This window comes from Nitrococcus mobilis Nb-231 (assembly GCF_000153205.1).
In the GTDB taxonomy this organism is placed as follows: domain Bacteria; phylum Pseudomonadota; class Gammaproteobacteria; order Nitrococcales; family Nitrococcaceae; genus Nitrococcus; species Nitrococcus mobilis.
In genome coordinates this window covers 1,335,592-1,356,170 of sequence record NZ_CH672427.1, presented here as the reverse complement: position 1 = coordinate 1,356,170, position 20,579 = coordinate 1,335,592, and the positions used below count along the sequence as shown (strand labels likewise).

The 20,579-nt window shown below is 61.5% G+C and carries 14 protein-coding genes and 2 pseudogenes; 14 read left to right on the top strand and 2 right to left on the bottom strand.

Annotated elements, in window-relative coordinates; translation table 11 throughout:
• Position 1 precedes the first annotated feature (1 nt).
• The 14 genes from NB231_RS06225 (at position 2) to NB231_RS06160 (ending at position 19,003) form a co-directional block, all read left to right on the top strand.
• Entirely contained in the window at positions 2–1,444 is a 1,443-nt protein-coding gene (locus NB231_RS06225) for a hypothetical protein (protein WP_005000653.1), read from the top strand.
• On the top strand, positions 1,437–3,476 hold the full coding sequence (locus NB231_RS06220) for an ATP-binding protein (RefSeq protein ID WP_005000652.1): 2,040 nt from the start codon (positions 1,437–1,439) through the stop codon (positions 3,474–3,476). Before NB231_RS06225 ends, NB231_RS06220 begins: the two co-directional genes overlap by 8 nt.
• A 12-nt stretch (positions 3,477–3,488) precedes the next feature.
• Complete coding sequence (locus tag NB231_RS06215; RefSeq protein ID WP_156776920.1) at positions 3,489–5,000, top strand: coiled-coil domain-containing protein; 1,512 nt, start codon at positions 3,489–3,491, stop codon at positions 4,998–5,000.
• A gap of 9 nt (positions 5,001–5,009) precedes the next feature.
• Positions 5,010–6,320, top strand: a complete 1,311-nt coding sequence (locus tag NB231_RS06210) for a hypothetical protein (RefSeq protein ID WP_040661961.1) — start codon at positions 5,010–5,012, stop codon at positions 6,318–6,320.
• A gap of 2 nt (positions 6,321–6,322) precedes the next feature.
• Positions 6,323–10,039 carry a hypothetical protein gene (locus NB231_RS06205; protein ID WP_005000648.1) on the top strand — a complete coding sequence of 1,239 codons (3,717 nt, stop codon included), beginning with the start codon at positions 6,323–6,325 and terminating at the stop codon, positions 10,037–10,039.
• A 14-nt stretch (positions 10,040–10,053) separates the two neighbouring features.
• The gene (locus NB231_RS06200; RefSeq protein WP_005000647.1) at positions 10,054–13,245 is read left to right on the top strand and encodes an eCIS core domain-containing protein; all 3,192 of its coding nucleotides are present in this window, start codon (positions 10,054–10,056) and stop codon (positions 13,243–13,245) included.
• A 141-nt stretch (positions 13,246–13,386) separates the two neighbouring features.
• Positions 13,387–13,623, top strand: coding sequence for a type II toxin-antitoxin system VapB family antitoxin (locus tag NB231_RS06195; RefSeq protein ID WP_005000646.1), 237 nt, complete (start codon positions 13,387–13,389; stop codon positions 13,621–13,623).
• The gene (locus NB231_RS06190; protein WP_005000645.1) at positions 13,620–14,057 is read left to right on the top strand and encodes a type II toxin-antitoxin system VapC family toxin; all 438 of its coding nucleotides are present in this window, start codon (positions 13,620–13,622) and stop codon (positions 14,055–14,057) included. The genes NB231_RS06195 and NB231_RS06190 overlap by 4 nt, the downstream gene beginning before the upstream one ends.
• A 4-nt stretch (positions 14,058–14,061) precedes the next feature.
• On the top strand, positions 14,062–14,784 hold the full coding sequence (locus tag NB231_RS06185; RefSeq protein WP_040661958.1) for a transposase: 723 nt from the start codon (positions 14,062–14,064) through the stop codon (positions 14,782–14,784).
• Positions 14,785–14,869: 85 nt separating this feature from the next.
• Positions 14,870–15,919 (top strand): hypothetical protein, encoded by a 1,050-nt coding sequence (locus NB231_RS06180; RefSeq protein WP_005000643.1) that lies wholly within the window; start codon positions 14,870–14,872, stop codon positions 15,917–15,919.
• A 364-nt stretch (positions 15,920–16,283) separates the two neighbouring features.
• Entirely contained in the window at positions 16,284–16,511 is a 228-nt protein-coding gene (locus tag NB231_RS06175; RefSeq protein WP_005000642.1) for a DUF433 domain-containing protein, read from the top strand.
• Positions 16,508–16,840 (top strand): DUF5615 family PIN-like protein, encoded by a 333-nt coding sequence (locus NB231_RS06170; RefSeq protein WP_040661954.1) that lies wholly within the window; start codon positions 16,508–16,510, stop codon positions 16,838–16,840. The genes NB231_RS06175 and NB231_RS06170 overlap by 4 nt, the downstream gene beginning before the upstream one ends.
• 736 nt (positions 16,841–17,576) lie before the next feature.
• Entirely contained in the window at positions 17,577–18,590 is a 1,014-nt protein-coding gene (locus NB231_RS06165; protein WP_005000640.1) for a hypothetical protein, read from the top strand.
• Between the two features lie 29 nt (positions 18,591–18,619).
• Positions 18,620–19,003 (top strand): hypothetical protein, encoded by a 384-nt coding sequence (locus tag NB231_RS06160; protein WP_005000638.1) that lies wholly within the window; start codon positions 18,620–18,622, stop codon positions 19,001–19,003.
• Between the two features lie 69 nt (positions 19,004–19,072).
• Here NB231_RS06160 and NB231_RS18355 read toward each other — a convergent pair.
• Together NB231_RS18355 and NB231_RS06150 are read right to left on the bottom strand one after the other, a co-directional pair.
• Positions 19,073–19,261: pseudogene (locus NB231_RS18355) on the bottom strand (transposase); the annotation flags it as partial.
• Between the two features lie 331 nt (positions 19,262–19,592).
• Positions 19,593–20,558, bottom strand: a pseudogene (locus tag NB231_RS06150) (IS481 family transposase); the annotation flags it as partial.
• Between the last annotated feature and the right edge of the window lie 21 nt (positions 20,559–20,579).

Genomic DNA, 20,579 nt, shown 5'->3' with positions numbered 1-20,579 from the left:
CATGGACAGCGTGTTCATCGGCCACCTCGAGACGCGTTATCGGTTGCCGCCATCCAGGATGGCGGAGCGCCGGCGCCTCGATCGCATTCTGCAGGCCGTGCTGGACGAGAGCCTGGAACGCGCCCTCGAGCGTATCGGAATCGCGCCCGAGGAGGAGCTGTGCATTCGTCGGATTCAGGTGCTAGTCCGCTTGCCCATGAACCTGACGGATCCCGAATTGACTCGGGCGTGGAGTCTGGCCCTGGCTGAGGGCGTTCGCGATGCCCTGGACAAGGGATCGAGCGATTCGGTGGCGCGCTACGCCAACCGGCGCCAGGCGCTGATGGACTTCGCCATAGGGATCGCCGCCGCCGATTATCGCCGGGCCTGGGCTTGGCGCCAGCTTGGCTTTGGCGATGCGAGCGGCGTCGGCGACGGCCCTCGCACCCTGTGCCTGGCTTTGATCCAGGAGCCAACGGCGATCGTGCCCGTGCTTGCCGCCTTGGCGAACCTCGGTGGGCTGCAACCGCTATGCGAGCGGCTGGAGGCGGAGTCGTGGGTGGCGCTGGCCATGGCGGCCCTGGAGGTCGCCGGCGTCGATGCCGAGCAGGTAATGGTTCCAACTGCGTCCGTGGAGCCGGATCGCTGGCAGGAGGCGCAGGTTCGGCGGATGCTCGCCACCTCACAGTTGAGCCAAGCGTTGGCGCCCCTGATCGAACGCGCAGGCCCGCCGCGCCTGGCGCTGACCGCCCTCGTGCTCTTGGCGAGCGAACCGGCCGTGCTGCGATGGCAGGCCGACGACGTGCGGCTCGTTCTGGCGCTTGCAGCACACGAGCTTGCGGCTCTGACGCCAGCCCCGGCTCACCCCGCGCTGCCGACGGCCCTACATTCATCCGCGACGCAACGTTCCGATACGACAGCGCTTCTTTCAGGCCCTCAGGAGTTACCGGCCGGCGCGCTCCGCCAGCAGGGGATCACCCAGATGGGGGGCTTGTTGTTCCTGATCAATCTGCTGGAGGCCCTGGCGCTGCCTGACGCTCTGGTCGCCGATGAGCGCTTCGAGCAGCGCTCCTTGCGGTGGGTGTTGCACCGCCTGGCGCTGTATCTGCTGCCCGTGGCGGAGAGCGACCCAGCGGCGCTGGCCTTTATTGGCTTGGGTCCCGAAGAGCCGCCGCCGACGCAGGACCAAGAGCCGCCGACTACCGAGGAGTTAGAGGCCGTATCCGGCTGGGCAGAGCAGCTTAGCGCGGCCCTGCGGGAGCGCCTGGACTGGCCGGAAGTGGCCGATGCGCAGCTGCTCGATCGAGTATGCCGCCGGCGTGCGCAGGTCGTTGCCGATCCCGGCTGGATTGAGGTTCGTTTCGCGCTGGAGGAGGTCTCGACGGCCATCCGCCGCGCCGGGCTCGATCTGAATCCGGGCTTCCTGCCCTGGCTCGAAGCGGTAGTGAAGTTTATCTATGAATAAGTCGCCCGGTCGGACACACGAGGCGGTGGATCCTGGACTCTCGCCAGCGGAGCGGCTCGCTCTGGAATCAGCCATCCTGGCAGGCCGATTGCTGGAGCTTCTGAAACAGACTTTTTCGCAGCCCGACGGCTCGCTCGCGAGCGCGTTGAGCTTTCTTGAGGCGAGCTTCCAGCAAGCCGCGCGCGGCCGGCCTTTAGCCATCTGGCAGGGAACGGCCGCGGAGCGACGGTCTGCCGGGGCGGCACATCCGTTGGACCGTCTAGCCGATGGGCTCGGGCTGTCATCCTGCGAAGTCGACCTGCTGCTGCTGGCGGGTCTGCCGGAGCAGCATGAAGGCTACGCCGATGTTCTGCGTGCTCTGCATCCTTTAGCCGTACCGGCTGCTACGGTCGGGCTGGCTGCACAGCTGTTTTGCCGTGATGCCGATGAGCGCCACATGCTGCGCGAGCTCCTTCATACCGGTCCGGCGGTGACAGCAGGGGCGCTGCGCATCGCAGGCGAGGGGCCTCTCGTCACTCGCAGCCTGCTGGTAGCCGACACCCTTTGGCCAGTGCTCGGTGGGATCGATGCGTGGCCCGAGGCCGTAAGGCGGCGGGAAATTGCCGTCGGGTTGCATGGTCTGGCGCACTGGCTGCGGGAACCTCCGACCGAGCATGCGCTAAGCGCGCTGGCCTCCGGCATGGCCTGCATCATTCTGCTCAGCGCCGAGGACGAGCGGGTCGCTCGCCATCGGGCTGCGGCGCTTACCCAAGCGGCTGGCCTCGCAAGCGTGATCATCGATTTGCCGCCCGATCCGACGCCGGCAGTGGCGCAGCTGATCGGAGTGCATGCCCTGGCCCGGGGTGTCGTGCCGATTCTCTGCCTCGGTTACCGCAATGAGCCCACCACGCCGCAGGTGCCCGCCTGCGCTCGGTATCCTGGGCCGGTACTGGTCTGCGCTCGGCCAGGGGGCGCCGCGATAGATGATCTGCGGCCGCTATTGGAGGTGAGCTGCGAGCGGCTCGGCCCTTCGGCCCTGCGGAGCATGTGGCGCGGAGCTATGCCGGAGCTGCGTGGCCAAGCGGCGCTATTGGCGGCGCGCTATCCCGCTGAACCCGCCTCGGCGCTGGCGGTGGCGACTGATGCTCGGGCGCGGGCCCAGTGGCAGGGACGCAGGCCCAACCTGGACGACGTCGCCGCCAGCGTCCGGGCCCGGGCCGGAGCGAGCCTGCAGGGCGGCGTCAAGCGGCTGCGGCCGCTCGCCACCTGGGAGCAGCTGGTGCTGCCCGGCGAGCGCCTGGAGCAGCTGCGTGAAGCCATCGACCGGCTCATTCACCAGGTGCAGGTCCTGGAAGACTGGGGGTTTCTAGGGGGACGAGCAGGCGCCCGCGGTGTGCGGTTGCTGTTCTCAGGGCCGCCTGGTACTGGCAAAACCCTGGCCGCCGAGGTCATGGCCAGGGCGCTGGCCGTGGACCTCCTGGTGGTGGACCTCTCGCGCGTGGTTTCGAAGTGGCTCGGCGAGACCGAGAAAAACCTGGCCGAGGTCTTTGACACGGCCGAGAAGGCGAGCGCGGTGTTGTTCTTCGACGAGGCCGATGCGCTGTTCGGGCGGCGCACCGAGATCTCGGATGCCCATGATCGCTATGCCAACCTGGAGACAGCCTACCTGCTCGCCCGCCTGGAGCGGTTCGAGGGCTTGGCGATTCTGGCCACCAATCATCGCCAGAACATCGACCCCGCCTTTCTGCGGCGCCTGGAAGCCCTGGTGGAGTTTCCCGAGCCGGGTCGCGAGGAGCGCTTGGCACTGTGGCGCTGTCACCTGCCGCCGAAAGCGCCGCTCGCTGAGGACGTGCGGCTCACCGAGCTGGCCGCCCATTTCCCTGTCGTCGGTGGACTGATCCGCAACGCCGCCGTAGCCGCAGCCTTTCTCGCGGCGGCCAACGCCTCGCCCGTTACCCGGCAGCATCTGCTGCGTGCCGTCCAACGCGAGTACGAAAAGTCCGGCAAGGCCTTCCCCGGTATGCCCGGCGGGGAAGCGTCCACCAGCCCATAGGAGGCCATGGCCATGCCCGAGAAGCTGAAAAAGTTCTATGAGAACCAGCGGGATTTGCTGCAGGCCGCGAAGACCGAGACCCAGGGGAGCTTGGGGCAAGCCCAGGTGAAGCTGAGGGAGGCCCGCAACGCGCAAACCCAGTGCACCCAGGAGCTGGCCACGCTTGAGCGGGGTATTGCGGAGAACCGGCGGGCCATGGCACAGGCGCTGATGCCTTCCGACGTGGAAGCGCTGGCGGAGCAGCTGCGCAAGCTGATCATCGGTCATCGCAACAAGCAGCGGGCGCTGCTCGATGCCGAGCAGAGGGTGGATGAGGCACAGCGGGCGCAGAGCCGGGCCGCGGCGGAGCTAAGTCGCACCACCAGTCGTCTGTCGCAAGCTGAGACGGAACTCGCCGAGGCAGGGCGGCGCCTCGAGCGCTTCGAGAACTGGAAAAACGCCCTTGCGAGCCCTCCGCTGTCCGACTTGAAGGCGAATGCGGAGAGCGTTCGCGATGGCGACTTCAAAGAAGCCAAGGCCCGAGTCAAAGAGGACATCCCCGCCGAGCTGTACAATCGGGCCGTACAGCGACGCGACCGGCAGCTGGAGCGGCTGACCACGCTCAAGGAGCTTGCAGACGATGCCGAAGACAAGCTGGCCGAAAAGCGGGAAAAAGATCAGGGGACCGCGCAACGGGTTGCTCGGCGGTGGACCCGGTATCGTATGGCCGAGGCCGACTTGGGTGACTATGTGCAGCGCTCCAAGGAGCGCTATGACCTGGCTGTGGCTCTGCTCGGGCGAATCAACAAGAGCACGGATCTCACTCAAGCCCAGAGGGGGCGGATTAAGGCCTTAATGGGCGCTGGCAAAAACGCCATTTCCGCCGAGATAGCGCGCGATGAGGCCCTGTGGGCGGTGGAAACCAAAGAAGTCGAGCTGAGCAAGAAGACGCGCGAGCTGAATAGGAAGACGCGCGAGCTACGCATGTCCGGCGCCGGCCCAGACGATTTGGATGCCGATGAGGAGGTGCAAGCGCTCCGTGCGGACGTGCAAAAGCTGAAGGACGACCTGGCTGCCCTAAAGACTGAGTTGACTACGAAAGAGAGCGAGTACAGTAAGCTTAACGAGGCTGGCGAGTCCATGCGGAGCGCGCTCGATGCGTGGGAAGCTTCGGTGCCGGACCACATCTGGGCCAATCTGGATGCCCTGAATCGGGCTGAAACCCTGCTAGAAGATCTGGTCGACGAAGAGAAAGCGAAAGCGCTCCTCAATGCAGTCAATTTCATAGACGTCGACTCGCCACAAACCCTGCTAGTCAACGCGCTGGAGAAGCATGCAAAGAGCGTCGTCGCCCTGGATGATCTGCAAGCCGCCGCAGAGCAGGCCCGAGAGGATTGGAAATTTGCCGAGCAGATCCGCCAGCGGCTGCTGTTGAGCGCGACCCGGGGCGACAGCCCGCCGCCCGGCGACGGGGAGCAGCCGCCCGGGGACGGGGAGCAGCCGCTCGGGGACGAGGAGCAGCCATCCGAGGACGAGGACTCGTAAGGAGATACCATGGCTAGTACATCCGATTCCACGCGCATTGCCGATTGCTCGCTCCCCTCGCTGGCGACAGACCCCTTTCTCGCCCTTCGGGTCCACTTCGGCATGCTGCTGGGCGTGGACGACTTCGAGACACTGGATGCCTACCATCGCGGCAAGCAGTGGCTGCACAACGCCTGGCTGCACCGTGCCGGGGCCGTCTGGGGGCTGGATGTGAGCCTGGATGAAGAGCGCGGCGAGCTGCGGGTCGAGCCGGGCTTGGCGCTGGATGGCCTGGGCCGCGAGCTGTACCTGCCAACCCCGGTCTGCCTCAGCCTCGGCCGATGGTTCGCGGAACACCAGGAAGATCCAGATCTGGAGGCCACTACACTCGACAATGGTCGCATCCGGTTCGACGCCCACGTGGTGATGCGCTTCAGGGGCTGCCTCACCCGTCAGGTGCCGGCCCTGGTGGAGCCCTGTGAGGGCTCGGCAACCACGACCGCGTATTCCCGGGTGGCCGAGACCGCGGAGCTGCTGCTGCTGCCGGGCCTGGCCCGGGAGACCGAGCTGCCGCCGTTTCACAGATTGCGGCTGCTATTCGGCCTGGAGGAGCCGAGAGAGGAAGAGGGCACCATAGTTGATGCGGATCAGGAGGTCCTCGATGCTCGTAACGCGATCGCGGTACTGCCGGCGGGAGAGCAGGCTGCCGCTTGGCTCGCCGCCCTGCGCCGCTTCGCGGCTCTGGACACCATCGACCTGCGCCCCGCCGTCACGCCGAACGGCGAAGAGACGACCCTGTTTCCCGGCGGTGCAACTGTGCCGCTTGCCAATATCACTGAGATCACATTGGAGAGCGTCAACGGCAGCTGGCGGTTGGTGGCTGAGGGCCCGGCTCGGATCGACACCAGTATTCGCCCCGCCCATGTGGCGACCACCACGATTCAGGAGCTGCTCTGCGGTGGCTCGGCGGCCGACGCCGGCGGCCCGCGGGTCGATCCCGAGTCGGTAACAGTGGATGGGACCCAGCTTCGGCTCCAGGTGAGCGCCCCCCTGGCACCGGCCAGCGTCACGCCCGGCGCATTCGGCGTGACGGTTTTCGACGCCGGCGCCGGATGGTCGAGCGTCACGATCGAGGATGCGAGTTTCGACGAGACGAGCAATACGATCACTCTGGAGTTAGAGGCCGAGCCAGGCGTAGGGCTGCTGCGCCTGGTGGCGAGAGGCACGGGCGCCACGCCTTTGCTGGGCAGCGACGGGGTGCCTCTGGCGGGGTCCCTGGCGGACCCGCCGGGCAGCACCCACGACGGTCACGATTTTATAATCATGCAGGAAAGGAGCTAGCCATGGCTTCCCAGGTGCCCAGCACGACAAACCAGGCCTTTGTGTTGATCGGGGGGCAAAGCGGCTTCACGGTGATCCCCTCGCCCACGGCGCTGACCCGGCTCAACTTCTTCGATGGCAAGTTCCTGCGGGCTGCGGATCTGCAGCTCGAGCAAAGCGCGCTGCGAACGCTGGTGGCCTTGTCCAATCAGGCCGGCGGCGCCGGTGTGGTGTACGGCTTCGATGCCGAGCTCGGCGGGGGTGATCGCCTGGAGGTAAGCGCGGGGCTCGCCATCGATCCGGCCGGGCGCGTTTTGTACCTGCCTCAGGCAACCGGCGTGGGGCTGACCGAGCTGATCGAGCGCTCACAGACCACGGGCAGACAGTCCACGAGACCCGCCGGCTTCACCGCGGCGAGCTTTGGCGAGTGTGAGCTTCGAGCGGCGGCCGAGCCGGGCGCGGTGGTGCAAGGCATTGACCTCTATCTCATCACCGTAGGCCACGCCGAGGCCTACTGCGGGGAGGAGGACGTGTTCGGCAAGCTGTGCGAGGAGGCCTGCGTTACCAGCACCGACCGGCCGTATGTCATCGAGGGGGTGGTGATGCGGGCGGTGCCGCTGGTCTTGAACACGCCCCTTACCACCTCCGAGGCGGTGGCGCTTACCAGCACCCATCTGCGCTCGCAGGTGGCCTCGGCCTACTTCGCCGATGAGCAAGCGCGCGTCGCCAGGCTCATTTCCCGCGAGGGGCTCGGCGCCGACGCCTGGTGCCTGGGGGCGCTGGCGGCCGGCGGCAACGATGTGCCGATCGCACTGGTGGCGCGCAGCGGCGCCACCACCCGCTTTCTGGATCCCTGGATCCCCCGCCGCGAGCGGATGGAGGTGCCGCCCCGGCGCTACTGGGCCTGGCGCATGGCCATGCGGCCCTGGAATGTCTTCCTGGCTCAGATCCTCCAGTTCCAGTGCCAGCTGCACCACTGCTTCCAAGGCCTGCCGCGGCCCGGAGCTGAGGTGGATCCCTGCCGGGAGGCGCGCGACGTGGCGGCCGAGGCGTCTGCGGCGCTGGAGAAGGTGACGCGGTATATGGGAGCGGTTGCCAGGCGCTTCACGGAGGCTGAAAATCTCGCCGCCGAGCCGGGGTTCGGGGGCATCACCGCGTTGCGGGACCTGCACGGACGCCTTGCGGCCGTGGCCAAGGGGGGCGTGGCCGCGCTTGGCGAGCGGGTATTGATTCGCTGCGGGATCGTCGAGCTGCCGAGCGCCGGCTACCTTCCGGTGGTGCCCGAGGCCAACCTCAGCGTCAATCAGCAAGTGCGCCAGTTCATGGGCGAGGGGGTGGAGCTGCGATTCTGCGTAGTGCGCCCCGACTTCGTGGCCCATGCGCTCGAAGAGGCGCAGCACATGGAGCGAATCTCTCTGCTTAGGGGGCTGGACGATCCCGCCGCCAAGCCCGCGGTGGACGTGCTCGTGCCCGACGGCGAGATCGTCACCCGCACCGTGCAGCAGCCGGCCCTGGCGTTCCGCGGGACCGCTAATCTGGTGATCCGGGAGGAGATCGGAGACCGGACCATCTCTGCTTTTTCCCAGGTCAGGGGTGCCGGTCGCGCCGAGACTCTTCCTGCGGGCGGCGGCGCGTTCTACTTCGCCGGCGTGGGCGATCTGAGAGTGCGCACGGACGAGGCCGGGGAGCGGCTGCCACCAGAGCTTGGCCGCATGGCCCGGCGGCGTAGCGGCATCTTCGCCCCCCGCGTCGAGGGTTTCCGGGCGGCCGCACCGGTCGCACCGGCCCGCCTGCGGGTGGCCGTCGCGACTCCCGTGCCGAGGTTTGCCCTGGCCTGCTGGATCAGCCTGCGCTGCGAGCACGATCCTTTCACCATGGCCTTGGGCGAGAGCACGGCGGTGAGTCTGCTGGTGGTAATCGCGGCTACTTCGCGTGGTTCAAACGTCTTCCGGGAAGTGCGGATTCAGGGCAGTCTGGACCTGGAGAGCAGCCTAGGCGGTGCCAATGAGCAGGTGCTCACGGGGCGTTTTCCGGGGGTCACCCGGGATCGCCGGCGCGATTCGGGCCAGGGCGTGGAGCAGGAGGTAGAGGGCTTCGAGTTTCACGCGAGGCTGCGCCTGCAGCTAGGCACTACCTCATCTCGGCTTAAGCTGGAGCTGCAGGATAGCGCCGAGGAGGACACAACGCCCTTCCATCCGGTGGTCAGCTGGAGCGGCGAGCCGATGGAAGCCAGGCTCCAAGAGAACACCGGCGAGGCGTTCATCACCGCCGCTCGGCTGCAGGAGGATGCTGCGGTGCTGGCGCCCGAGGACAGCGACCATGCGCTAGCTCTGACCGCTCTGGAGGCGGTGGGCGCGGCGCTGGAGGATCCGCGCTTTGTCGACCACGCTGCCCGCCTGTTGTTTCCCGAGCAGAGCGCGCCGGTGCGGGAGGTCGAGGTGCGGGCCACCCGGGACTGGGTGCTCTTCCATCGCCGCCGCGACAAGGTCTGCGAGATCGAGGAGCAGCGCCCGGCAGCTGTTCAGGCGCGCCGCTATATGGTTTATCACCTGCCTGTCGACCGTGAGCAGGCGGAGACGGTGGTTGCGGCCCTGCGGGCGAACGACGCCGAGGCCTTGGCGGATTTGAGCTTCGTGCAGGTCAACCTGGTGGAGTACGCGGCGGCCACACCGGTGCTGCGCTCCAGCCCTGATGCGGTGCGAGACGACTGGCAGGCGGTCAATCCCAATGACGTCATCTTCTACGGCGCTATTGCCAGCCGGGGGGCTGCGCTCCGGGATGGCGAGGTCCTCGCCCGGGGGCGGCTGCAGCGGTTGCGCGAGGTGCTCGCGGAAATCACCCCGGCTGAGGCAGCGGCTGAGTTCGAAGCGCTCCTTCAGGTCCCCGAGCGGCTGGCGGTCGCCGGTACCGACGGCTCGATCGTGCTGCTGACGGCAGCCGAGATTGCCGTTACCTGCCAGTCGGTATTTCGGGTGCAAGCGACCTTATTGGAAAAAACCAAGCGGGTGATCAGCGGTGGAGGCATCGCCGATATCTTCGAGTCGGATGATCCGCCGGTGCCGAAGCCGACTGCTTTGGGTAAGGTGAGCTTTCAGGAAGGCACTGCCCAGGCCTTGCCGAACAGCCTTGATGCGGTCGTGACAGCCTGGAGCGAGCAGGGCGGCGGAACACCCACAGCCGCGGCGGTGGTCGCTTTCGAGGGCGACGATCAGGCGGCGCTTTATGCCAAACAAGCGCGGATAGTGCTCGAAGAGCTGGGCGTTAGCAGCGGCGCCGAGCCGATAACGAGCCCCAGCGCTCTGCCCCCGGATTGCCCGTCGCTCTTACTTATCGAGGCTCCGCAACCTGCCCCAGAGCCCGCCATTCGGACTGGGCGTGTCCTGGTATGGATGAGAAGGGACGGAGCCGGTCGTCGGAACGTCGAGAGCCGGTTTCGGGAGCGGGCGTTGGTGATGAAATTCAACCCCGACGGCACGCTGGCTGACGGTCTGCCGGATGAGGTCAGCGCGGCGCTGAGCGAAGTGGGGACTCTGGTCGCCCTGGAGCTCGCGCCCGCAGAGGGTGCCAGCGAGTCCAACGCCGGCAAGCGTCTGGAGGCAGTCTTCGGGGCGTTGACGGAGGGAGGGCTTCTGGAGAGCAGCGCTGATCAGCAGGTGGTCGGCCTGCGCCGCGGTGAGCGGAGATTGCTAACGGCCGATGGGCTCAGGGTCGACGATATCATTTTTCTCCAACGCGGGTGACAGGAAGGTTCGCCATGTTCGCCAGCAAGACTCGTCAATCCGGGAAGTCCGAGGCGGCCGCGCTCGCGGAAAAGGCCCAAGCCGGGGCAAAGCCGGAGCGCGCTCGTCCGCTCTGGTCGCAGTTGGCGAGACGGGCCGCTGCGCCTGTGGTGCAGGCCAAGCTGGAGGTCGGTGCGGCGGGGGATGAGTACGAGCGGGCGGCGGACGCGGCGGCGAGCCGGATTTCGGCGGGACAGCCTGTGGAACGTATTTCGCGGCTGCCGTCTGGTGGTCTTTCACGGCCTATTGGCGACGCGGAGGAAGAAGAGGAGTCTCTTCAGCGGCAGGTGGAGGAAGAGCAGGTACAGCTACAGCCTGAGCTTGAGCAGGAAGAGGAAGCGCTCCCCGGTATTGGGACTGCGCCGACCGCCGTTCAGACCAAGTGCCGCGAGTGCCAAGAAGAGGAAAAAGCGCAGCGCCGAGAGAGTTCAGAGGCATCCACGGGGAAAGGAATCAATACGGCTAAAGCAGAGCGGGCGATGGCCCGCAGCGGCTCCGGCAGCCCTTTGAGCCCAGCGATTCAGAGGCAGATGGAAGGGGGATTTGGTGCCGAGTTCTCGGGCGTGCGTGTTCACACGGGGGCTGCGGCGAATGAAGCGAGCCGGGCTCTCAATGCTCGTGCATTTACCCGGGGTTCTGATATCTATCTTGCGCGAGGGGAGTCGACTACCGACCGGGGTCTGATGGGGCATGAGTTGGCGCATGTGGTGCAGCAAGGCGCCGGTCAGGTGTTTCGCAAGGGCAATGATGTGCCAGGCTCCCAAGAAGTTTTTGACTTCGCGCAGCTCATCGTCGACGGAGCCTTTGGCAGTTCTGAATTCGCTGAAGCCTTGGCGGCAGAGGAGTTTTCGAGAAGCCAGCTGCGTGAATTGCGAACCCTCGTGCGTGAAATGGCAACCACGAGTGATCCTCTCGTCGAGGCGGCGGTGGAGGAGATCAACAACGTTCTTGCGGGTCGGACTGATCTCGAAAAGGTCGAATTCATCCCTACGCCATGTGGACCGGGGGAGTCAACGTCAGTCGATGCCGCGGCTTGGACGGCGAATGACACATTGAGAGGCATTGCAGAAGGGGCCGAGCCGCCGCTAAGGCGCGGAGCTAAAGGCGATGCTGTCAAGCTCGTCCAGCAAGCGCTCCTCCAATGGGGCTGCGACTTCTCGTCTGAATCGGTAAACCTCCTGCCTCGCTATCGTGATGATGGCGGCTTTGGCCTGGAGATGTATCTCGGAGTCAAAGAGTTTCAGGAGAGGAATCGTCTTGGCAACGATGGTGTAGTGGGGACTGAGACATTGTTTGTTCTTCAGGAGGAAACTTTGGTTCGGCCGGTGCTTGACAAACAGTTTGCCGCGGCTGAAGCCGAGGCAGCCGTTGCCGAGGCAGAACGTCAACGCTTGCAAGGGATACATAATGTCATCAGGACGATCCGTGCCGCAATCAAAGAGAACCAGTTGCAATCCATTGATCCCGATATCGCCATAGGAACATTGACGAGTTACATACTCGCCCACTACGACGCCTGGGATAGAAGTGGCAATGGCCTTCCTCCACATCAACTCCTTGCTCCACATCAACTCCAAGAGCTTCTCGCTGCTTTCCGGGAGCTCAAGAAAATAGATCCCGATACCTACCAAGTGGCACTGTTGCAAGGACGCACAGCGCAAACGTTTCCCGGTCTCGACGTGGAATACACGCCGGGGGCTGATTTTCTCAGCGGCTATATTGCAACCAGCCGCCATTTGGAGGCTTTACAGAGAGAACCTCCCCTGTGGACGAGCTTTTCGGACCAAGCCGAACTAAGCGCTGGCTTACTCGCGGGAATTCCACTTGGCATAATAGACAATGTACGGGATCTGGCTAACCTGCTTTGGCCTCCAACCTTGTTCGAGATCGCGAATACTATCCCGGAGTTATTCGACGAGAAGGCCAGATTCGACCTCGGAGTCCAACTTGCTCTAGCAAACTTTGAGCGTGTAGAAGAACTTCATCGGTCAGACCCTTTTTCGTACGGCTTAGAATACGGGCGGATCGTTGGGTATCTAATATTCGAAGCCATCATAGCGTATTTAACGCTCGGGCAAGTTAATATCGCCAAGCAGTTACCAAAGATCGCTGCGCGTGCGAACAGTCTTCTGAAGAAGGTTCCCGGACTTACCCGCCTGGCGAAACGGGTTGCGACGAGTCCGCTCGCTCGTCAGTCAGCAGCGGTCGCTAAGCTTGCGAAGGAACTTGCACAACGCCAGATTCAGAGGTTGATAACATTGTCTCTACAGATTCGCTCGACTATTCCCCGTATTACTACCGCTGGGAAAGTATCCGGGAAGATAGCAAGGATGCAGCTCGACGAACTGGAACAAGCCGGTAGAGCTCTCGAGAATGCACAGCAGGCTCTCGATGCCGCAATTGTTGCCAACAACGGCGAGCGTCTGGCGACCGCGACTGAGCAGGCGACCAAGGCAGAAGACCTAGCCAGCAAAGCACTACGCAGAACCGGCGGTGAAGTCGCGTCCCACGGACCGGAGGGAGTTGTATTTCATCCTGGGACAGATACGCCTAGAGTGGAACCGTTGGGAAGGAGGAGTTCACACCGACCGATATCGGAGGCAAGCGGGTTTCCTGGGGCCAAGGCTTTACGAGAGCAGAGCGGAGGAAAACTTCGTGACCCGAACGGCGGGTTAGACGAACTCGACCGGAGACTGAGCGGCAAGATTGATATTAAAAGAATAGGTGCAGAAGGAGAATATAGGCAGTTATACAAGCTTATCGATGATCCGAATGTAGCGGATATAGAATATATAAAAAGCTCAAGCCTCAGACAATCTACGGACGTAAAGGTTACCTATAAGGACGGAACAGCACAGCACATTGAATTTAGTACTACGGGTGCTCAGGAAAAGAACAGGCTTACCCTGACAATACAGAGGAAGGTCACCGGCAAGACTCAATTTTCAGAGAGGGGGGGTAGAGCAAGTCTTGAGTATTTGCAGGCGACAAAGGAACAGGCAATAAAAAGTGTTGACGAAGTGAACCGGTTAAGTAAAAGAGAGAGTAGGCTAAAGCGAACAATTGATCCTAACGCCGAATACATAACAATACGTGTGCGCTCAGGGGATTATGAAGAAATACTTTACTGGAGACAAATCAATGGAGAGTTTGTGCGCATGAACTAGGGAGGCTCTAATATATTCCCGGCCACCCCGATATAAAGAAAAAGGGGTCAGACCCTAATATATATAGACATCTTGATGTTTTATATGCTAGCGTGTGTCATTATATTCATGGGTCAATGAGTGGGAATGAGGAAATAGGCGATGCGCACCACCCTCAATATCGACGATCAGCTTCTCCTGCGGGCGAAAGCTCAGGCAGCCGTCTCGGGAGTGACTCTGGCTCAACTCATCGAAGATGCGCTTCGAGAATCGCTGAGCCGCCGAGAGCGTGTTGAGGAACGCGGACGAGTGCGAATCATCACAGCGAAAGGAACGGGAACGCGTCCGGGGATCGATCTGGACCACAGTCCATCGCTGCTGGACATCATGGAACGATGATTCTGATGGATGTGAATGTCCTGGTGTATGCTCACCGCGAGGATACGGCAGACCATCTGGCCTACCGGGATTGGTTAGAGGAGCAAATCAATGGTCTGGGCGCTTATGGTGTCTCAGACCTTGTGCTGAGCGGTTTTATTCGTGTAGTCACGCATCCACGCGTATTTGAACGTCCGACGCCCTTGGATAGGGCCTTGGCTTTCGTCCATCAGGTTCGAAGCCAACCGCAGGCCGTTCCCATTAGACCCGGTCCTCGACATTGGGCTATTTTTGAGAAACTGGTGCGCCTGAGCAAAGCTGAAGGCAACCTCGTTCCGGATGCCTACCACGCCGCGCTGGCGATCGAGGCGGGTTGCGACTGGATCACGACCGATAAAGGATTTTTGCGCTTCCCCGGATTGCGCGCCCGTCACCCCTTCCGAAAAACCTTATAAGCGGATGCCGAGAAAACCCCGCTTTTACCTTTCTGATATGCCGGCCCACGTTATGCAACGGGGCCATAATCGGCAGCCGGTATTTTTCGACGATCAGGATTATCTCGAGTACTTGAAGATCTTGAAACGCGTATCGGACGCTTGTCGTTGCGCTATCCATGCCTATGTGCTGATGACGAACCACATCCACCTTCTCTTAACGCCGGGTACCGGCGGATCGGTTAGCCGGCTGTTCCAGGAATGCGGACGTCAGTACGTCGGCTACATCAATCGGACCTACCGTCGGCGAGGAACTCTGTGGGAGGGACGGCACAAGGGAATGATCATCGAATCCGAGACTTATTTGCTGACTTGTATGCGTTATATTGAGCTGAACCCGGTGAGAGCGGGAATGGTCGCGCGACCCCGCCACTATCGGTGGTCGAGTTATGCCGTCAATGCCTTGGGCGAGGAAAACTGCATTGTGAGCCCGCGCGAGGAGTACCTACGCTTGGGACAAACGCGCCTGCAACGCTGGGAAGCATACCGCGCTTTGTTTGATACCGAATTGTCTGTGGAGGAGTTGGACCGGATCAGAAACTGCGCGCAATCAGGCACCCCGATGGGGAATAATCGCTTCAAAGAACAGATTGAGAAAACGCTGAGGAAAAACGTAGGCTGGGAAAAACGTGGCAGGCCGGTCAAGACTTCAGTGGTGATTTTACCTTGGGGGTCAAAAGGAGGATAACATAGGACACCCAAATTCTTTGCCCCTTCGCCTTAGGCACCCTATTCTCTTTGTGTGATCCATGCACGCCTAATGGGGTAGGTCGATGACGCTCGCTCGGCATCGGCAGGTCAGTCTTGAAGAAACGCCCTTCTATCATTGCATGGCGCGCTGCGTGCGCCGCGCCTTCCTCTGCGGGGAAGATTCCTTCACTGGGCAGAGCTACGAGCACCGTAAGCAGTGGATCGTGGATAAGCTCATGGAGCTTGCGGGGGTATTCGCGATCGATGTTTGCGCCTACGCCGTGATAAGCAACCATTACCTTGTGGTGCTGCGGGTGGACTCAAAGCGTGCCCGAGACTGGTCGGAGGAGGAGGCCATTCGGCGCTGGCGGCAGCTCTTCAGCGGCGGGGTGTTGGTGGAGCGCTTTGTCGAGGGCGAGATATCAACCCGAGGCGAGCGAAACAAAGTCGCCGAACTCGCTGCCCAGTGGCGCGAGCGCCTGTCGGATATCAGCTGGTTCATGCGTTGTCTGAACGAGCAGATTGCCCGTCAGGCCAACAAAAAAGACGGCTGCAAAGGTCGATTCTGGGAAGGACGGTTCAAGAGCCAGGCCTTGCTCGATGAGCGAGCGCTTCTCGCCTGCATGGTCTACGTGGATTTGAACCCTGTGCGTGCCGGGATTGCAGAGACGCCGGAGACCTCTGACTACACCTCCATTCAAGCACGCCTTCTCGCTTATGCCGAGCAGCTGCAGCGCTCGGGCAATGACGTAGAGGGCGCTGATCAGGGCGAAGAGGAACGCCTCAATGAAACCGCATCCCCGGAGTCAGGTTATGAGCATGCTCCGAGCGCACTCAGCGAGCAGTCAGCGGCTTTACTGCCTTTCAGTGGAGGCGAGCGTGATGATCAGCCCCTGGCGGCGATTCCGTTTGTTTTTTCCGACTATCTTGCCTTAGCCGACTGGACAGGCCGCGCCATCCGCGATGACAAGCGCGGTTTTATCCCGGAAGACGTGCCGCCGATCCTGCGGCGTTTAGGCATCGATGAGAACGCATGGGTGGAGGCGGTGCGCGACTACGGGCAACGTTTCTGTCGGGCGGTAGGTTCCGCTGAGCGCCTGCGCCGGCTCGCACGGCGATTGGGCCACCGATAACTATGGGGATTAAAGCCGAGCGGGGTATTCTATCCGCGGCTCGAAACAGTCTGATCGACAGGCTGAATGACATTCGCCTATTAGGACGAGATCTTAAGGCGCTCCAAAAGCGTGCTGTAATAGCAGGCATTTTGTATTAGAGTTCGCGTCAAGTATTTTTATGTAAGGGCGCCTTGTTGGTACAGGCAGTTTATAATCGAATATTTTTATAGGGAAAAATTGAGTTGAAAGCTGTCTTCAAGCATGAGACGTTGAACTACCGTTTGGGCGTTGGCTCATGCCACAGGAATGGGGCGGAAGGGAGTACTACGGGTACTCTCAATTAATGAGCGATACTTCATTGCCCTAAGGAGCTGTACCGAATATGGTCGACTATCGCAGCATCATCACTATCGAGCCAGGAAAATGCGGCGGTAAGCCCTGCGTCCGCGGGATGCGAATCACCGTTTATGACGTCCTGGACTATCTCGCTTCCGGCATGAGCACGGACGAAATTTTGGCCGACTTCCCGTATCTCACCCGCGAGGATATCCAGGCGTGTCTCGCTTTCGCTGCCGACCGTGAAAAACACATGCTGTCGATACCAGTGTGAGGCTACTTTTTGACCAGAACCTTTCTCCACGCCTTGCAACGAGGCTTGACGACCTTTTCCCCGGTTCGGCCCACGTGCAGGACTTTGGTCTCTCGCAGGCACCCGATACCATCTTGCTCGATTTTGCCGAACGGGAAGGCTTTATCCTAGTCAGCAAGGATTCTGATTTCTTCGAGCCAGGGTTGTTGCGCGGTCATTCTGCCAAGATCGTATGGGTTCGTCGAGGCAACTGCTCAACCAGGGAAATCGAGAACATTCTGCGCCACGATGCAGCTTATATCGAACATCTGGCAAGAACGGGAAATCTGTTCCTCCTAATGCTGTACTGATCACGATAAAAACAAAGAAAAATAAAATAAAGAAAATCGAGAAAAATAGAACACTCAATAAAATTGCGCTTTTTTCTTGAAGCGCACTCTGCTCTGTCTGCATTTGGTAGGTCGATGAATCTCGCTGTCGCCGAGCTCCCGCTTAGCGAGAAAAATAAGACACCCAATTTTTCGCTTTTAACTTTTTCGCCTCTTTGTTTGACCTGATTGTCGTCTTTCAGCAAGCGAACACGGGCACGTCACCGAGTTTTCGCTCAGGCCAGGGCGGGCAGTGCGCGGCGGCAACCAACACCAGCGCTTCCAGCCGGAAGTGGCGGTGTTGGTCGCAGACACTGCACCGCCAGTACCGCTGGCCATGGCGCACAAAGCTGCTGTGCGTGCTCGCCGCACACGGGGTGTCCGGTGAGCTCCGAGAGATCGAGCCGAGGAAGGCGGAAAGCCCGCTATACTGCTTAGGTGCTGCATTAGACGGAGGGAGACCGCAAGGCGCACGAGGAAATGGGCTTTCGCGAAGTTTGGAGCGCTGGCTACCCAGCAACTCGCCGAAATCGCTGCTGAGAGTTCTAGCGATAGTTGGAGGCATCTGTTGTGGAGCGGGTGTGCAGGATTCCCGGTTGTCGAGCGCCGAGGCATAAAGGGCTCGGCAAAGCTACTTCGATCTGGTTACCATCGAATTGTCCTTCGGCAGGTCCGGGGGCGATCTACTGTGGCCCAGGCAATTTCGTGAGGTTTGGCCATGGACCGAACGCGGGGGATAAGCTTCGCTAGCGCTTTGTCGATTGTCGTAGGGGTCTCGCTCGGTGCCTGCTCGCCCTATGTCTACAAAGAGGAAATCGGCACCTTCAGCGACGGCGTGAAGGACTCTTTGCGCAGTTTCAATGCCCTCAAGCCGACCTATACTGCTTGGGCGACGGAGCAGCGCAACAGGCAGCTTCTCGAAGAGTTCGTAAATAACGGTACAAGACCTTCGGTGTCCGATGCTTGCCTGGAACTGCGGCTCAAATATGAAACCGCTTTTGCAGCGGGTGGCGCGCCCGGCGGCGAGTTGATCTCCGAGGCGGATTATGCCGCCTGCATGGTGACTCCAGTGCCGCGGACCGATCCGGACGGGGGCCGCCTGTCAAACCTAGAAGCATTGAGCGGGGCCTTGAACAATTATATTGCCGGCCTGTTGGCGGTGACGGATGCGGAAGATGAGAACACACTGCAGCGAGCCTTCGGCGAGTTGAATACCAGCGCCACTGCCTTGGTCTCGACCGTCAATGAGGAACTGCTGAAACGCAATCAGGAAACTCTGGATGCCTTTGGGAGCTTGGTTTACGAGGGGGGGCTTGCTTACCTGCGCCACCGTCGTTTCGAGGCGCTCAAGGAGGCCGCCAACAACACCGATGAAGCAGTGGGTAAGGCAGCCGACCTCTTGGCCGAAGCGGCTTTCGACATTTATGGCCCTGTCTTGACCGACAAAGAGCGGGCGCTCGATAAAGCTCAACGCCAGTCCCTGAACGTGACGGCCAACAATTATGTCCAGGTGTGGAGCGACATCAAGAGCGCCCGCGCCACCTACATTCAGGCCCTGCGCGATAGTCCGATCTATGCCTTCCACGGAATCAAATCGACTCACAGCGCCTTGCGCGATTCGCTGAACGATCCGACGAACAGGAAGCAGCTGGAAGCCCTCTACGAGAATGCCGTGGCTTTGAAGAAGGCGGCGGAAGGCGCCTTGGAAGCCATCCATGCGGACGACGGTTAGGCGCAGCGGGAAAGCGCGGGAGAAATAAGATGCCTCTGAATGAAAGAGCCCAACGCCTGAAGATTGACACGCGCGAGTCGATCCTGGCCAACATTATCGCGCTTCGTCGCCAGCGCAAAGAAGCCAGTCAGGCTGCGGATGCTGCCAGTGTCAATGCACTTCAAGCCGGCATCGACACGCTGCTGGATCTTCTAGACGATCTGTCTTTCCTCAGCCTGGAGGCTTTGGAAGACAGCGCTGAGTTGCGCCAGACCATTGCCGAACTGAAGCAAGCTGCCGATGCCTTGGAAGACGAGGCAGACAACATCACGACGGTGGCCGAGGCTCTGGAAAAGCGTGCCAGGATCATCGATCAGGCAGTTGAGATCATCAGCAAGCTGCGACAGTTCGTCCCAATACCGATACCCTTCTGACAGACTCGGGCCTAACGATTATGGTGGCTGGCACCACCCCGGAAGATGAAAGAGACTCTCAGAGCCTGTTCACAATCTCCGGAGCAACAGTGCCAAGAACGCCAGATGGACGAACTGTAGACTGGTATTGAGCGTACGCTCGCAGTTCTTCCATAAGCGGCGGCATTTTTCCAGCCAGCCGAAGGAGCGTTCCACGACCCAACGCTGGGGCAGCACGACAAAGGTGTGCGCTTCGTTGCGTTTGACCACCTGTACCGTCGCCTGAAGCTTCTTTTGTACTGGAGGAAGAAATATAGGAGACTCAAATTCTTTGCCCCTTCGCCTCGCCTTAGGCGCTCTATGTCTCTTTGTGTGATCCATGCACGCCTAATGGGGTAGGTCGATGACGCTCGCTCGGCATCGGCAGGTCAGTCTTGAAGAAACGCCCTTCTACCATTGTATGGCGCGCTGCGTGCGCCGGGCCTTTCTCTGCAGGGAGGACTCGCTCACCGGGCAGAGCTACGAGCACCGCAAGCAGTGGATCGTGGATAAGCTCATGGAGCTTGCAGGGATCTTCGCGATCGATGTTTGCGCCTACGCTGTGATAAGTGTCGGGTCCCGGATGATTATAAACTTGACGTAGAAACAGGTCAGGGTGTTTGTGCTGCCAATCCTTGAGGGCTTGGATGGGAGCTCGGTGGTCAAGCGCCTTCTGCGGGATGTGATGATTGTACAAGTAGCAGTAGCGTTTGAGGGTTGCCTCTAGATCCTGGCGTGAGTCGAAGCGATGCGTGGCCAAGACCTCGCTGATGCGCCCGTTGAAGCGCTCAACCATGCCATTGGTCTGCGGGTGGCGCACCGGGGCGAGGCGGTGCTCGATACCGAGTTCGGCGCAGAGTCGGTCAAAGCGATGCTCACCGCTGGCTTGGCGGTGTTTGCCCTGCAGACGGTCGGTGAAGGCTTTGTCGTTGTCAGTGAGTAGCCGGTGGATGCGAAACGGCGCCTTTTCACGCACGGCCTTGAGAAAGGCGCTGGCCGAGCGGGCGGATTTATCCGCCTTGAGTTCGAGGTAAACCCATCGGCTTGCCCGATCGATGACCACAAACAGATACCGGCGCGCCGTCTCATCGGGCATCTGCGGGAGGTATTTGTAGTCGATATGGACATAGCCCGGCCTATAGGCCTTAAAGGCCTTGCTCGGGCGCTTTGCCTGCTCAGCCGGGCGCAGATCCGCCAGCCGGCTGACCCCATGGCGGCGCAGGCAGCGATCCAGTCCCGAGCGGGAGACGCCTGGATTGAGGAACTCGCGCACCACCACAAGCAGATCATCGAGCGGCAGCTGCAGTGTGCGGCGCAGCTCCACGGCGATTGCCTCCTGCGCCGGGCTCAGCGTGGTTAGCAAATTATGCCGGGTGTGAGAACGGTCGTGGACGTCTTGGCGGGCGCGCCAGATCCGCACCGTGCTCAGCGCAATGCCAAGCTCCTCGGCCAGCTCGCGGTTGGTCTTCTCGGAGCGCTGAATATAGCGCCGGATCTTGGGTGTCGTGGTGGCGTTTGCATGAAGCCGGATGTTCATATCAGCGAGTCTCCCGGGCAA

Excerpts from the sequence above, each read along its gene's own strand:
- NB231_RS06180 (WP_005000643.1), top strand. The coding sequence starts at position 14,870 with ATGACGCTCGCTCGGCATCGGCAGGTCAGTCTTGAAGAAACGCCCTTC.
- NB231_RS06190 (WP_005000645.1), top strand. The coding sequence starts at position 13,620 with ATGATTCTGATGGATGTGAATGTCCTGGTGTATGCTCACCGCGAGGAT.
- NB231_RS06220 (WP_005000652.1), top strand. The coding sequence starts at position 1,437 with ATGAATAAGTCGCCCGGTCGGACACACGAGGCGGTGGATCCTGGACTC.
- NB231_RS06185 (WP_040661958.1), top strand. The coding sequence starts at position 14,062 with ATGCCGAGAAAACCCCGCTTTTACCTTTCTGATATGCCGGCCCACGTT.
- NB231_RS06165 (WP_005000640.1), top strand. The coding sequence starts at position 17,577 with ATGGACCGAACGCGGGGGATAAGCTTCGCTAGCGCTTTGTCGATTGTC.
- NB231_RS06215 (WP_156776920.1), top strand. The coding sequence starts at position 3,489 with ATGCCCGAGAAGCTGAAAAAGTTCTATGAGAACCAGCGGGATTTGCTG.
- NB231_RS06225 (WP_005000653.1), top strand. The coding sequence starts at position 2 with ATGGACAGCGTGTTCATCGGCCACCTCGAGACGCGTTATCGGTTGCCG.
- NB231_RS06175 (WP_005000642.1), top strand. The coding sequence starts at position 16,284 with ATGGTCGACTATCGCAGCATCATCACTATCGAGCCAGGAAAATGCGGC.
- NB231_RS06210 (WP_040661961.1), top strand. The coding sequence starts at position 5,010 with ATGGCTAGTACATCCGATTCCACGCGCATTGCCGATTGCTCGCTCCCC.
- NB231_RS06200 (WP_005000647.1), top strand. The coding sequence starts at position 10,054 with ATGTTCGCCAGCAAGACTCGTCAATCCGGGAAGTCCGAGGCGGCCGCG.
- NB231_RS06160 (WP_005000638.1), top strand. The coding sequence starts at position 18,620 with ATGCCTCTGAATGAAAGAGCCCAACGCCTGAAGATTGACACGCGCGAG.
- NB231_RS06205 (WP_005000648.1), top strand. The coding sequence starts at position 6,323 with ATGGCTTCCCAGGTGCCCAGCACGACAAACCAGGCCTTTGTGTTGATC.
- NB231_RS06195 (WP_005000646.1), top strand. The coding sequence starts at position 13,387 with ATGCGCACCACCCTCAATATCGACGATCAGCTTCTCCTGCGGGCGAAA.